Source organism: Candidatus Marithrix sp. Canyon 246, from assembly GCF_001723685.1.
Taxonomy (GTDB): Bacteria; Pseudomonadota; Gammaproteobacteria; order Beggiatoales; family Beggiatoaceae; genus Marithrix.
Genome location: NZ_MCBX01000006.1, coordinates 78,534 through 92,175, shown reverse-complemented (window position 1 = coordinate 92,175; position 13,642 = coordinate 78,534). Strand labels below are relative to the sequence as shown.

The following is a 13,642-nucleotide window of genomic DNA, read 5'->3' as shown; positions in this document are numbered from 1 at the left end:
TATGATTGACTTATTTGCGAAAGCAGTGGTTCGGTGGCGCTGGATCATCTTACTTGTTTCGCTCGCGTTTGCGGGTGCGGCAGCGTTCGGTGGAAAATGGTTAGGATTTTCCACCGATTATCGGGTGTATTTTTCAGAAGACAACCCTGAACTACGCGCTTTTGAAGAACTACAGAATACTTATGAAAAAGCAGACAATATTTTGTTTGTGATTGCCCCTAAAGATGGTCAAATTTTCAGTCAAAAGAATTTGGCTGCCATTGAGCAACTCACAAGAGAAGCATGGAAAACCCCCTATTCCACACGGGTGGAATCCATCACTAATTTCCAGTATAGCTATGCTATAGGTGATGAAGTGGTTGTTGGTGATTTGGTGCGTGATGCCCAAAACCTAGATGACAAACAACTTAAACAGGTTAAAGCTATTGCTTTGTCTGAACCAACTCTAGTGGGTAAATTAGTATCCCCACAAGCACATGTTGCTGGTGTGAACGTGACTGTACAACTACCCGGTGTTTCTCCAATGGAGAACTATGAGATCGTGATGTTTGTGCGAGACTTGGCAACTCGCCTACAAACGGATTATCCAAATCTGACGATACATCTAACTGGTATGGTTATGTATAACAATGCATTCATGGAATCAGCGATGGCGGATAACGAAACCTTAATACCGCTTATGTACGTGGTAATTGCTCTGGTTTTATTGTTGTTACTTCGCAGTTTTCTTGCCACAGTGGCAGCAGTACTTACTATATTTATGTCCATGTACAGTGGCTTGGGGATATCAGGTTGGTTGGGTACTAACCTGACGACGCTTTCCACAATTGCGCCTACCATAATTCTCACTGTTTCTGTGGCTTATGGGGTGCATGTACTGGTTAGTTTTTTACATGCCATGCGCGAAGGGCGTAATCGGCATGAGGCTGTGGAGGAGAGTTTACGCATTAACTTGTCGCCTGTATTCATTACTAGCCTTACTACAGCAGTGGGTTTTTTGAGTATGAATTTTAGTGAGGTACCGCCATTCCGTGATTTAGGCAACATTGTCGCCTTGGGCGTAGGTATGGCTTTTCTGCTTTCAATAACATTCTTGCCTGCTTTGATTGCAGTATTGCCTTTGCGTGTGAAGGTTTCAGGTGATCGCTACGAAAAAATGATGCTTGCTTTAGCAAATTTTGTTATACATAAGCGTATCCTTTTGTTAACAAGCTTGTCTCTTATTATATTAGTATTTATAGCCATGATTCCACGGAATGAATTAAATGACAAATACCCTGAATGGTTTGATGAATCCATTACATTCCGTCAAGCCAACGATTTTACAACTGAAAACCTTACTGGCTTATTCAATATTGAATATTCGTTGAAGGCTGCCGAATCTGGTGGAATCAGTGAACCTTCTTTTCTCGCCACAGTAGAAAAATTCTCACATTGGTTACGCACACAACCAGAAGTGCTACATGTTGCTACCATCACTGATGTCATTAAACGTATCAATAAGAACATGCATGAAGACAAAGAGGAATGGTACCGTTTGCCTGAAAATCGTGAATTGACAGCTCAGTATCTATTACTTTACGAACTTTCTTTACCTTATGGATTGGATATCACCAATCAAATAAACATCGACAAGTCAGCTACTAGGCTAGTGGTGACGTTGAAAAACATGTCTACAAATGGTATGTTAGTCTTAGAAAAGCGGATAGCGAATTGGTTGACAGATAACGCTCAGAATATCACAGCGGTAGGTGCGAGTACCACTCTGATGTTTTCTCATATAGGAGACCGTAACATTCGCAGCATGATTGGTGGTACAGTCGCAGCTTTGGTTCTGATTAGTGTATTGCTGATTTTGGTTTTACGCTCCTTCAAAGTGGGTATGTTGAGCTTGGTTTCAAACTTGGTACCCATAGCAGTAACACTTGGTGTATGGGGGCTGTTTGTTGGAGAAGTTGGCCTATCGTTAGCGATGATGGGAGGTATGATTTTGGGAATTGTGGTAGATGATACAGTTCATTTCCTCAGCAAATACCTTCGTGCCCGTCGTGAGCGCAATCTGTCATCTGAAGAAGCAGTGCGCTATGCATTTTCCAGTGTAGGCGTAGCATTGGTCATAACTTCCTTAACTTTAATGGCAGGTTTTCTAGTTTTAACTCTTTCTACATTCAAACTAAACAGTGACATGGGCTTAACTGCTGGACTAGCCATTGGCATTGCACTTATTGTAGATTTATTTTTATTACCCCTTATTATAATGAAATTGGAGGCTATATCCAAATGAAAAGACGATTATTGACAATAGCATTGCTAAATTTATTTACATTAAATGCCCTAGCAAGTGAACAACGCGGCTTAGAAATCGCAAAGCAGGTGGATCACCATGATAGAGATTGGCAAGACATGAGCGCAAAACTAACAATGACGCTGTATAACCGAAACGGTGATAAGAGTGTACGTTACATGCGTATCAACACAATGGAAGTTCAAAATGATGGTGATAAAAGTTTGACTGTCTTTGATCAACCTAGAGATATTAAGGGAACAGCTTTTTTAGTATTTTCTCATGTTCTACGGTCAGACTATCAATGGTTGTACTTGCCACAGCTTAGACGAGTTAAGCGCATAAGTTCTGTAAACAAGTCAGGTCGCTTTATGGGAAGCGAGTTTGCATACGAAGATCTTAGCTCATTTGAAGTTGGTAAATACCGCTATAAGTACCAGCGAGATGAGAAACTAGGTGATCTTGATACCTATGTGGTGGATATGTATCCTAGATATAAGTATTCAGGTTATACGCGCTTGCAAGTCTGGATAGATAAGGAACACTACCGATTTATTAAGCAAGTCTTTTATGACCGCAAGAATTCTCCACTCAAGACGTTGACATATGACAATTATCAACTTTATCTAGGTCATTATTGGCGTGCTAAGCTTCAGAATATGATTAACCACCAAACTGGCAAAAAAGCAGAGGTGGTATGGAAGGATTATAAGTTCCGCAATGGCTTTACCAATCGAGATTTTGATAAAAATCGGTTGAAAAGAATTCGATAGTATGGAGAAAAACAGACAATGGCCAATGAAGCATCGTTCAAGCAATATTACAATCTTGCTACTGTTAAATCTCTAGCGCACCGATGTGCCCATGTAGTACCCAAATTTCGGACGGAGAACTTTATCAAAGAGACAACAATGGGGCTTGAAGATTTGCAGATGAAAGATCGTGTGCGACACATAGCATCGGCCTTGCATAAAAATCTTGATCCCTACTATCCTAGGGCAGTGGAGCAAATCAAACAGGTGGCTGGTGTTGATAGCGATTTAGCACCAATGAGCGGCTTTGAAGTGTGGCCATTGTGTCATTTTGTTGAGACGTTTGGCTTAGAATATTTTGAAGAGTCACTTGATGCGCTTTATCACCTGACTCCTTTGTTCACTGCTGAGTTCGCTATCAGACCATTCTTAAACCAATATCCAGAGCTAACTTTGCAGTACCTAGATCGGTGGTCAAGTGATCCAAATCCGCATGTGCGACGGTTAGTATCTGAAGGCACACGCCCGCGATTACCTTGGGCGGGGCGACTTCCTGCCTTTCAGAGCGATCCGTCACAGCTATTGGAACTGCTTTGGAAACTGCGTACCGATCCTGATCCTGTGGTGCGCCGTTCCGTAGCTAATAATCTCAACGACATAGCCAAAGATCACCCTGACAAAGTTGTCGAAACTGTCATAAAATGGTCAAAAGATACCAGCAACGAAATGCGTAAACTGATTCGACATGCCTGTAGGACACTAATAAAACAAGGGCATCCGGGAGTGTTTGAAGTGATAGGATTTACAGCTAATCCCCTAGTGGAGATAGAAAATATCACTATTGCCTGTTCTTCGATTTGCATGGGTGAGGCATTGGAGGTATCGTTGAAACTGCGCTCCTTGACAGACGATACACAACGTATTGTTATTGATTATAATATCCACCATCGCAAAGCAAATGGCAAATTGTTACCCAAGGTATTTAAATGGACTACACAGACTCTTAAACATCGACAATCACTGTCATTAACGCGCAAGCATAAGTTTCGTGTCATTACGACGCGCCGATATTATACAGGGGAACATATTTTTGAAGTGTTGATCAACGGGCAGCCGTATGGACAACAGGCATTTATTCTTACAGTTGATACTGAAAATGGATGATACTGATAACTTTATACAGGCTGGTGTTACCATTCTAAAAACCCTTGCTGCTGCATACTCTCATCCTGAGAATTATAAAGTACTATCTTGGAACGATGAATTGTATCACCGTGTAACAAAACCTGAGCCATTACCATTCGACGGACAAAATATGGATGAAACTGTTGCAGAAGCAATCCAGACCATTTTTAGTGGCTACTGTAATGTTTCGCATCCTCAATATTATGGCTATATATCCCCAAGACCACTGCCTGTATCGGTTCTTGGCGACTTACTTGCTATGGGGCTAAACCAAACCCCGGGGGCATGGCGTGCAGGGCCTGCCGCAACTGCCATTGAGACGGAAACATTACACTGGTTATCCGAATTCATAGGATACCATACACCGTCTGGAAATCTGCCCAATGGCATAGTCACTAATGGTGGCACTATGGCAAACGCAAGTGCCCTCAAGCTCGCACGGGATACTTTATTGGGACGAGAAGTGCAAAGCAAAGGCGTGAGGAGTGCTAATAAGCCCACCATATACATGTCAAGAGAAGGACACTTTTCTGTATGGAAATCTCTTGATTTTCTTGGGCTAGGCCGAGAATCTCTGCGACTTATAGAAATTGATGAACAAGGTTGTATTGATTTAAACGCTCTTGAGGATACAATTCAACGCGATTTGCGCCAAGGATATCAACCAATTTGCCTAATAGGTGTGGCTGGAACAAGTGCCACAGGTGCTGTGGATGCCCTAGATACATTAGCAGATGTGGCAGCTCATCATAATATGTGGTTTCATGTGGACGGCGCCGCCGGCGGAGCCTATGCTAATTTGGCAGAGACTCGTCAATTTTTCACAGGTATTGAAAGAGCAGATTCAGTAACATTAGATCCCTGTAAATGGTTCTTTGTATCCTTTGGTATAGGCTGCTTATTGGTCAAGAATGGTGAAGAATTACGCAAAAGTTTCTATGCAACTGGCCATTATTGGGAAGAAACAGATGAACTTGACATTTTTCAGATGAGCTTTTCCGGCACCCGACAGTGGCGCACGCTTGGGCTATGGCTTGCGTTTCGTCATTTAGGCGAGCAAGGTTATAAACGTATATTAAGCCATAACTTAAAAGTTACCCACGACTTAGCAGCTACTGTTATTGCCACAGATGTATTAGAACTGCTTCATAAACCAGTTTTACCGGTCTGTTGTTTTCGCGTAGGTCAAATAAAGTCACCGGACACAGTAACAATGGCAATACAACGTTTTCTTGTTGCTTCTAACCATTATGTAACTCTCCTTGATTGGCGGGGGCATCATTATCTGCGTGCAGCTATCAGCAATTTTGCCACAGAGTCCAGTCATGTATATGAACTTGTACAAACTATCTTGACATACTTGGATACTAATTATGATACCTAATGTACTCAATAACGCAATGTATGGCTTCATGTCATCCCACGTTCTTTACGTTGGTGACGAATTAGGTGTGTTTGATCGCATTATTTTAAATAAAGGAGATACAGCAGAAAACCTAGCTAATTGGAGCAAAACTAGTCTTGATGGCATGGAAAGGCTCTTACTTGCCGCAACAGCAGCAGGTTTGCTTGAAAAAAAGGGGCAAATTTTTCAAGTGCCAGATACGCTGCAAAGTTTTCTCCAAAAATCGTCGCCAAATTACTTGGGAAATATTTTTTCTCATTACCAAACACTGACGATGGATATTTTCCGTTTTTTAAAAAATGGGCTATTTGAGGCTAAACCTCAATGGAGCAAAGTATTTGGCACAGAAGTTAAGCCAAACATTTTTGATGATATTTATGCTGATCAGGAAAGTTTAAAAAAATTCGTAGAGAGTATGTGGGCTATGGGTATTACACCTGCTCGCGAATTAACGCATAAATTCCCCATGAATGGCATTAAGACTTTGATTGATATAGGAGGTTGTAGCGGATCATTTGCCATTGCAGCATTGGAAAATAATCCAGAATTAAATGCCATTGTGTTCGATCTGCCCAAAATTCAACCTTTCTTAGAAGACAAGAAACGTGAATTTAATCTTGAGGAGCGATTGTCGTTCAGGGCGGGTGACTTCTTTAAAGGCGAACTTCCCAAGGGAGATGCGTATTCTATCGGCTATATATTATCTGATTGGACAAGAGAGGTGGGGACTGAACTTATTAATAAAATTTACTGTCAACTCCCTGAAGGTGGCAAAATTTTCATTTTAGAAAAGTTATTCAACGATGATAAAACAGGCCCATTGCCTACAGCCATGATGAATCTTGCTATGTTCCTTGAAACTTGGGGGAAACACAGCTCCGCAGAAGAATATACATCTTGGCTTGAAGAAGTGGGATTTAAAGAATTTAAGGTAGTCACTTCCAACGGCGATAAACATCTTATTGTTGGAGTGAAATAGTTTTTTTACAATGGCGGAATCATTTATGGATAAAAATAGCACATATGATTATGTAGTTATTGGAGCTGGTCCAGCGGGGCTGCAATTAGGATACTTTCTTGAAAAGGCTGGACATAATTATTTGATCCTTGATGCCAAGGAAGTGGGATCATTTTTTACGAAATATCCCAAAAACAATAAATTAATTTCATTCAATAAAGTTCATTCCATCTATGACGATCCTGAAATCCAATTACGATGGGATTGGAATTCTCTTTTAACTGATGACTATGATTTTTTGTTCAGAGATTACAGCAAACGACTTTATCCACATTCCAACGAAATGTTGAGCTATCTCAAGGATTTTGCAACACGGTATTCTCTCAAAATACAACAGAGAACTAAAATTGTTCAGGTTTCAAAAGACAATAACGGTTTTTTTTGTTTAGTTGATCAGAATAACTCTGTGTATATTTGCCGTTGTTTGATAGTGGCTACTGGGTTTTCCAAACCTTATATTCCTGAAATACCCGGTATTGAAACAGTAGAAGAAGGCTACGAAAATGTTTCAATGAACCCAGAAGATTTTCTTGGACAAAAGGTGCTGATCATTGGTAAAGCTAACTCTGGGTTTGAAATTGCGGATAATATTCTGGAAACTGCTTCACTTGTTCATCTCGCCAGCCCAGAGTCAGTTGAGCTAGCATGGCAAACAAGACATCCGGGGCATCTACGTGCTGATTACACTAGAATTCTGGATACCTATCAGTTGAAACTTTTGAATGGTGCGCTTGATGGGACTATTGAAAAAATTGAACGAAGGAATAAAACCTTTGTGGTCACTATAAACTATACACATGCTAATAGTGAAGTTGAAGAATTGGCGTATGATCGAGTTATCAGGTGTACTGGATTTAAGTTTGATGACTCCATTTTTGATGATACGTGTTGTCCCAAACTTATCCTAAATGGGAGATTGCCAGCAATGACAAGTATGTGGGAATCTTCCAATGTTCCGGGCTTATTTTTTGCTGGGACACATATGCAGGCAAGAGATTTTAAGAAGTCATCATCTGCTTTTATTGATGGATTTAGGTACAACATTAGAACACTTTATCACTTCATAGAATCAAAATATCATCAGCAACAATTACCTAACAATTTAGTTGAGGCAAGCAGCGCAAACTTGCAAAAAGCTACAATGGCGCGGATTTGTCGTACCTCCGCGCTATGGGCCCAATTTGGCTTCTTGTGTGACCTTATTGTTGTAGATGAACAGAATAAACAAGCACAATACTATCCTGAACTCCCTGTGGATTATATCCATGATAGCCCCTTTGGTAAAAGTGAGCATTACTATATTATTACTTTTGAATGGGGGGATTGGGATGGAGACGTTTTTGCGATTGATCGTCACCCTAGTCATGACAAATCTTATACCAATGTCTTCTTACATCCTATTGTGCGCCGCTATACTGGAGGAGAGTTGATTGCAACTCATCATGTTCTTGAAGATTTGTTTGGAATGTATTGTTATGAAGGAATAGCTGATATTCGTCAGTCTATATCTGGTCGTCATTTGAAGCAATATCATTATGAAGAACATGAACGTCCATTATATGACTTTTTTGCAAAACAATTAAAGGAAAAATAAAACATGAAAATAATAGATTTTCATACACACGCAGGGGACTTTTATCGTTTACGAGAAGATATTCAAGAACTGCTCACCAGAAGGCCCATGGAACTAGGTGTGGATATCACTTTAGTATTATCTGATCCTAAGCATTTAGCAAAATATATAAAACCTTATGGTGTAGAAGTAGGCATAGTGTTTGCTGAATGTGGTCCGGGTACCAACTTTTCCATTGATAGTGAATTGGTTGCCAATTTTTGTAAAAACCACAAAATGCTGATCCCTTTTGGGAACATTAATCCAAACTTTCACAATGATGTCATTGATGAGTTTTGGAAAAGTATGAAAATGGGAGTGAAAGGTTTCAAATTCTATCCTGCTGATCATTCTTTTGACCCCCCATACCAAGGTTATGAAGGAAGTTTACCAACTTTGCGAAAAATTTCATCTGCCTGTTGTCTTCCATACAGGACTCACCGCTCAAAAAGATACAGAACAGAAGTTTATTAGACCCCTAATATTTGAGGAAATAGCGGAAGAAAACCCTGATCTTGTTTTAATTTTGGCTCATGGTGGTAAGCCTCATTGGCACACTGAAGCCGTGGATATGATTACTAAATTTGAAAATGTTTATGTAGATACAGGTTTGGTTGATCCTAAAAATTGGGAAACTGTGTTTCCTAATTTGGAAAAAACTGGTCATAAAATATTATTTGGTTCAGACTTGCCAGTATGCGGAAGTTATAACGTTGTTTCAACCTCAAAACTGACGCTGAAATCACCTTTGAAGGTGAACCCCGTACTTTAGGTGAACCAGCAAAGTTGGATCTATTAAAGGATTTTAATGTTAAGCGCATCAGTTTTGGTGTACAAACCTACAAGCCAAAAATACGTGAATTGTTTAATATTGTGGCAACTTTGGATGATATTGACAATGTTACCCGAAATGCGAGGGACAGGAATTTCCACGAAATCAACGTAGATATGATGTATGATCTACCCAATCAGACACTGACTGACTTAGAATATGACTTAAAGCACTTAGCTGAGCATGATTTTGATAGTATTGATTATTATAACCTTCACTATTATGCTTTTCCTGATAAAATGAAGGTTGATATGTCTAAACCTTCCGAGAAAATGCACTTTATCCTTGGCGAACAACTCAGTGCCCGCCTAATAGATATGGGCTATAACCATGTTGCAGATCAAATATTCACTAAAGAATCTCAAGTATGTGAATATTTTAGATTGCTTTGGGGAGGTGGGTACGGTGATCACACGGCAGAAACCATAGCAATTGGAGCATCCGCAAGAGGATATATCAATGGATTTTCCTATATGAACTATGGTAATACTAACAAATACCTCAAACTTGTAGAAGAAAATAAATTTGTGTTTGAGAAAATCTCAACACCCCTAGAAAAACCAGAAAACCGCGCTGCTGTTTTTTTTCCTAAATTTTATCAACTCAATAAAAAATACGCACAAGTTATAAAAACTATTCCTGAAAATATCCTCAACTTATGGGTCAAGAATGGTTTAGCTTTTGAAATAGATGGCACGTGGTATCTCAGCCAAAAAGGTAAAAGTTGGACTACTAACATGATGGTAGATGCTTTTGAACCTCTTCAACATAAAAAAGCTCTTCAATCAGCAGAGTCTCTTGCCCTTAAAGCAGGTACTAGGACAGGAAGCTTTTAACTACAAGGATTAATTGAATGTCTAAAAGAATAGCGATTATTCATTCTTATCCCAGTAATTATTTATTTGATGTTTTAATAAAAAAGGGCTATAAGATTGTTTACTTTGGACCAAAAAGCAATGTTGTTGAACTTTCAAAAATCGAAAGTGCAGTTGAGATTCCCATCCATGATTTTGAGCAGAGTTTGGAAATCATTCATAACTATCACAAAAAACGTCCTATTGATATTATACTGCCTATTTATGAGGGTGCCACAATTCTAACCGCTAAGATTGCTCATGCATTAAGTTTAAAAGGTACAACTGTGGAGGCAGCAGAAGCTAGCAGGAATAAATACCTTGCTTATCAAAAATGGTCAAAGCAAGATGTACCAGTTCCTAAGACTGTACCCATTTTAGATGAAGCCACTGGTTGGGAAGCAATCCAAAAATATATTGGTTTACCGGCAGTAATAAAACTAACAGACTCAATGAACAGCCAAGGTGTTATCAAAGTAGATGATCATAAGAGTTATTCTTTGGCATTGAAACAACTCAACACCTTGTTATCCAGACCTTTGCATTACAATTCTGCTTTGGATCGTAATAGAATCGCTTATGGAAAGTCGAAAGTAAGCTTTATGGCTCAATCATTTTGTAAAGGTGTTGAAGTAGGTGTAGATTTAATAATAACTAAGGGTAAAACTCTGGTAACAGGTATCTATGAAAAGGCAGCATCAGCGGGGCCATATTTTATAGAAACAATGTCGGTTTCGCCGACTTCACTTGGAAAAAAAGTGGAGCATGAACTTGCAGAAATAGCAACTCAAGCGGTGGCAGCTATTGGTCACAAACTGGGTGTGGCTCATGTGGAGATACGCTATGCGGATGATGGTCCAAAGGTTTTAGAAGCAGGACTTCGTCCCGGTGGAGCCTACACAGTGATGGCCATAGAATACCTTATGGGCATTAATACTTATACAGCACTTGCTGATATTCTGAGTGGTGGAGAGCTACCTGAACCAATATCCAATGGCAGGGCAGCGTTATATGGTGGCATTGTTTACCACAAATCAGGATATATCAAGAGTGTTAATGGCCTTGAATTCTTAACAGGACTTTCGGGACTCTTGGATGTTATTTATCTTAACAAAGTAGGGGATTATGTGGTGACAGCACCTGAAGCTGCCCAACCACATTTTGCCTACTATTTACTACAAGATTCTTCTCGGGAAAACGTTTTACAATCTCATGCCTATATTCAAGAAAAGGTTAAATTGAATATTGCTTAACTAGGGGGTATTCCACTGTCTGTTTCTAAACAAATTTCAATTATACTGATAAGTATCACCATCTGGATCACATGGTTAGCTTACCTTGGTTTGGGTGGTGCGTTTGAGTCTATCACTAGCAATTGGGAAATTGCCTTAACCATGAGTTTTGGCTCTATGGTTGCTGGTGGGACAAGTATGGGAGGTGGGGTCATTGCGTTTCCAGTTTTCACCAAAGTGTTACATATTACACCTTATGATGCAAAGGTATTTTCACTTGCCATTCAAAGTGTTGGCATGAGTGCTGCCTCATTAACAATTTGGTTGACTGGCATCAAAGTGGAATGGCGAGTAATCCGCTGGGGGAGCTTGGGTGGGTTAGTTGGTATTTTTGTGGGATTAGGTTTTTTAGCCCCCATACTACCTCCTGATGTTATTAAAATGTCTTTCACAATAATGCTCACTAGCTTTGGTGTTGCTTTATTTGCCTTGAATCGGGGAATGAGGAAATGTCATTTTTCCATACCCACTTGGAGTTTTCGAGAAAAAAGCATTTTATTTGTTACTGGAATATGCGGAGGACTTATGAGTGGATTAGTTGGTTCTGGTATTGATATTGTTGCCTTTTCTGTGATGGTTATTTTATTCCGCATAAGTGAAAAGATAGCTACTCCTACTTCTGTTATCTTGATGGCCTTCAATGCTGTTATCGGATTTTTATTGCAAATATTTGTTTTCCAAAATTTTACTGAAGAAATGCGTAGTTATTGGCTAGCAGCTATCCCTGTTGTTGTGGTAGGTGCCCCTCTAGGTGCTATTTTGTGTAACAGGTTTGATCGTGATACTATAGCTCATATATTAATTTTGTTAATTATAACAGAACTTATAACTTCTTTGCTAATAATGAGTTTGAGACCCATTGTAGTTTACTCTAGTTTGTTCGCCTTAGTTGTGTTCTCTTACCTTTATTACTGGATGTACCATGTACAAGTTTATAATAAATAGCATAAATATTGTGAGGCTAAAGCCTCACTTTCTTTTCAGTAAATCAATTATCTCTTTCAAGTAACTTGTCTGTTGTTTTAAATAATCAATTTCTGTTTTTTGCTGTTTATTAATGAAATGTGCTTTTTCTAATTCCTGTTTGCATTCTGTCTGCGCAGAAGAATTGACATACCAATTGTCACCTTGTGTGTTATTGTTAGTTCCTAACTGAAATATCTTTTTTTCATCCAAACAAAACAACTGTGACAATTCTATTTCCATTATTTTAGCAATTTGCTGAAGTCGAGAAATATTAACATCAGTCTCACCTCGCTCTATCTTCGCGTATGAATAAGTCGAAACTCCCAATTTTTCTGCCATTGTTTCTTGGGTTAAATTCCTTAGTTTGCGAATTGTTTTAAGATTTTTAGGTAATTCCATTATTCCAAGTTCATAATGCAAAATTTATTTGATAATAATCAATATTATATCATAATTCTTTTGAATTGATTAAAAAATATGTTTATTCCGTATACGCAGTCACGTAGCAAAGTTTCACCGCTTCATTGATAGCAGTTTGTCGTACTATGCTTAAAATATATTCTACTGGATCTTCCAGCGTCATAATGCTAACTTGTTACTGGTAGTTTTACCACTGCCTGTTGGTCCGGTGATTAATATTATCCCTTGTGGATTAAACACCATGCGTTTTTAAATTGCAAACTGTTTAGGAATTAATTTAATAGCTTCATTATCGGCTACTAAATTAGAGAGATCTTGACGGGATAATCCTAAAGTTTGACCGATAATATCTTGTATCACTGCTTCTGATACAAAACCTAATTTCCTTAGCACATTCTACTAATTACTCTTTGAGCGTTTTTGTGCTTGCCGATAAACCAGATTATCTTCTCTTTTCCCTACTGCTATCACTAATACACTGTTTTCATCATCTAAAACTTCATAAACTAAACGAAATCCAGCTTTTTTCAATTTTATCTTATAGTGATTTTCAAAACCACGTAAACGACTAGCAGGAGCATGGGGATTGTTAAGGCGTTCTTGTAACTTTTTCTTAAATAATGGCTTAATACTGTTATTAATATTTTCCCATTCCTCCAAGGCACTAGGTAAAAATTTAAGACTATAAGTCATCAATTGACACCTCAACCGCTTTTGGTTTTTCAGCCGCTCTTTCTTTCACTAATAAACCCAATTCATAATCTTCCAAACGTTCTAACAAATCCTCATATTCCGTGGCTGGAATTATATAAGCAGAAGGTTTATTTTTAGCTAAAATAACCACTGTAGCTGTTTGAGCTTGTTCTAAAACATTTTCAGTATTTTTTTTAAAATCAGTAATATTAGTCATATAGTCGGCAAATACTGCTTGCATAAAGTGTCTCCCTAGTTTTTAATCCAAAATTAATAAGATTATATCATAATTTTTTGAAGTGATTAACTAAATAATCTTGACTTCAATA

General features: G+C 38.7%; 16 protein-coding genes. 11 read left to right on the top strand and 5 right to left on the bottom strand.

The genetic code is table 11. The features are described 5' to 3' along the window. Position 1: 1 nt before the first annotated feature. The 11 genes from BHU68_RS05840 (at position 2) to BHU68_RS05790 (ending at position 12,179) form a co-directional block, all read left to right on the top strand. Complete coding sequence (locus tag BHU68_RS05840) at positions 2 to 2,284, top strand: efflux RND transporter permease subunit (RefSeq protein WP_069470642.1); 2,283 nt, start codon at positions 2 to 4, stop codon at positions 2,282 to 2,284. Then, positions 2,281 to 3,057, top strand: coding sequence for an outer membrane lipoprotein-sorting protein (locus BHU68_RS05835; RefSeq protein ID WP_069470641.1), 777 nt, complete (start codon positions 2,281 to 2,283; stop codon positions 3,055 to 3,057). Before BHU68_RS05840 ends, BHU68_RS05835 begins: the two co-directional genes overlap by 4 nt. An 18-nt stretch (positions 3,058 to 3,075) precedes the next feature. Further along, positions 3,076 to 4,200, top strand: a complete 1,125-nt coding sequence (locus tag BHU68_RS05830) for a DNA alkylation repair protein (protein ID WP_069470640.1) — start codon at positions 3,076 to 3,078, stop codon at positions 4,198 to 4,200. Further along, on the top strand, positions 4,193 to 5,605 hold the full coding sequence (locus tag BHU68_RS05825; RefSeq protein ID WP_069470639.1) for a pyridoxal phosphate-dependent decarboxylase family protein: 1,413 nt from the start codon (positions 4,193 to 4,195) through the stop codon (positions 5,603 to 5,605). The genes BHU68_RS05830 and BHU68_RS05825 overlap by 8 nt, the downstream gene beginning before the upstream one ends. Further along, positions 5,595 to 6,605 (top strand): methyltransferase, encoded by a 1,011-nt coding sequence (locus tag BHU68_RS05820; RefSeq protein ID WP_069470638.1) that lies wholly within the window; start codon positions 5,595 to 5,597, stop codon positions 6,603 to 6,605. The genes BHU68_RS05825 and BHU68_RS05820 overlap by 11 nt, the downstream gene beginning before the upstream one ends. Positions 6,606 to 6,630: 25 nt before the next feature. Next, positions 6,631 to 8,238, top strand: a complete 1,608-nt coding sequence (locus BHU68_RS05815; protein WP_171899614.1) for an NAD(P)-binding domain-containing protein — start codon at positions 6,631 to 6,633, stop codon at positions 8,236 to 8,238. A 3-nt stretch (positions 8,239 to 8,241) separates the two neighbouring features. Continuing rightward, positions 8,242 to 8,730, top strand: coding sequence for an amidohydrolase family protein (locus BHU68_RS05810; protein ID WP_069470636.1), 489 nt, complete (start codon positions 8,242 to 8,244; stop codon positions 8,728 to 8,730). Next, positions 8,633 to 9,028, top strand: a complete 396-nt coding sequence (locus BHU68_RS16300) for an amidohydrolase family protein (RefSeq protein ID WP_083234942.1) — start codon at positions 8,633 to 8,635, stop codon at positions 9,026 to 9,028. Before BHU68_RS05810 ends, BHU68_RS16300 begins: the two co-directional genes overlap by 98 nt. Before the next feature lie 14 nt (positions 9,029 to 9,042). Further along, on the top strand, positions 9,043 to 9,924 hold the full coding sequence (locus tag BHU68_RS05800) for a radical SAM protein (RefSeq protein WP_069470634.1): 882 nt from the start codon (positions 9,043 to 9,045) through the stop codon (positions 9,922 to 9,924). A gap of 17 nt (positions 9,925 to 9,941) precedes the next feature. Continuing rightward, complete coding sequence (locus tag BHU68_RS05795) at positions 9,942 to 11,195, top strand: ATP-grasp domain-containing protein (protein WP_069470633.1); 1,254 nt, start codon at positions 9,942 to 9,944, stop codon at positions 11,193 to 11,195. A gap of 90 nt (positions 11,196 to 11,285) precedes the next feature. Continuing rightward, a complete protein-coding gene (locus BHU68_RS05790; protein ID WP_216092872.1) occupies positions 11,286 to 12,179 on the top strand; it encodes a sulfite exporter TauE/SafE family protein in 894 nt (297 codons plus the stop codon). A 24-nt stretch (positions 12,180 to 12,203) separates the two neighbouring features. Here the strand turns inward: BHU68_RS05790 and BHU68_RS05785 are convergent, their stop codons facing one another. From BHU68_RS05785 to BHU68_RS05775, 5 genes are all read right to left on the bottom strand, one after another. Then, positions 12,204 to 12,599, bottom strand: a complete 396-nt coding sequence (locus BHU68_RS05785) for a helix-turn-helix domain-containing protein (RefSeq protein ID WP_083234941.1) — start codon at positions 12,597 to 12,599, stop codon at positions 12,204 to 12,206. Positions 12,600 to 12,779: 180 nt separating this feature from the next. After that, complete coding sequence (locus BHU68_RS17865) at positions 12,780 to 12,863, bottom strand: ATPase, T2SS/T4P/T4SS family (RefSeq protein ID WP_253181148.1); 84 nt, start codon at positions 12,861 to 12,863, stop codon at positions 12,780 to 12,782. Between the two features lie 6 nt (positions 12,864 to 12,869). After that, on the bottom strand, positions 12,870 to 13,013 hold the full coding sequence (locus BHU68_RS17175; RefSeq protein WP_171899613.1) for a hypothetical protein: 144 nt from the start codon (positions 13,011 to 13,013) through the stop codon (positions 12,870 to 12,872). Positions 13,014 to 13,019: 6 nt separating this feature from the next. Beyond that, entirely contained in the window at positions 13,020 to 13,313 is a 294-nt protein-coding gene (locus tag BHU68_RS05780) for a type II toxin-antitoxin system RelE family toxin (RefSeq protein WP_069470632.1), read from the bottom strand. Next, on the bottom strand, positions 13,303 to 13,554 hold the full coding sequence (locus BHU68_RS05775; RefSeq protein ID WP_069470631.1) for a type II toxin-antitoxin system Phd/YefM family antitoxin: 252 nt from the start codon (positions 13,552 to 13,554) through the stop codon (positions 13,303 to 13,305). Before BHU68_RS05775 ends, BHU68_RS05780 begins: the two co-directional genes overlap by 11 nt. Between the last annotated feature and the right edge of the window lie 88 nt (positions 13,555 to 13,642).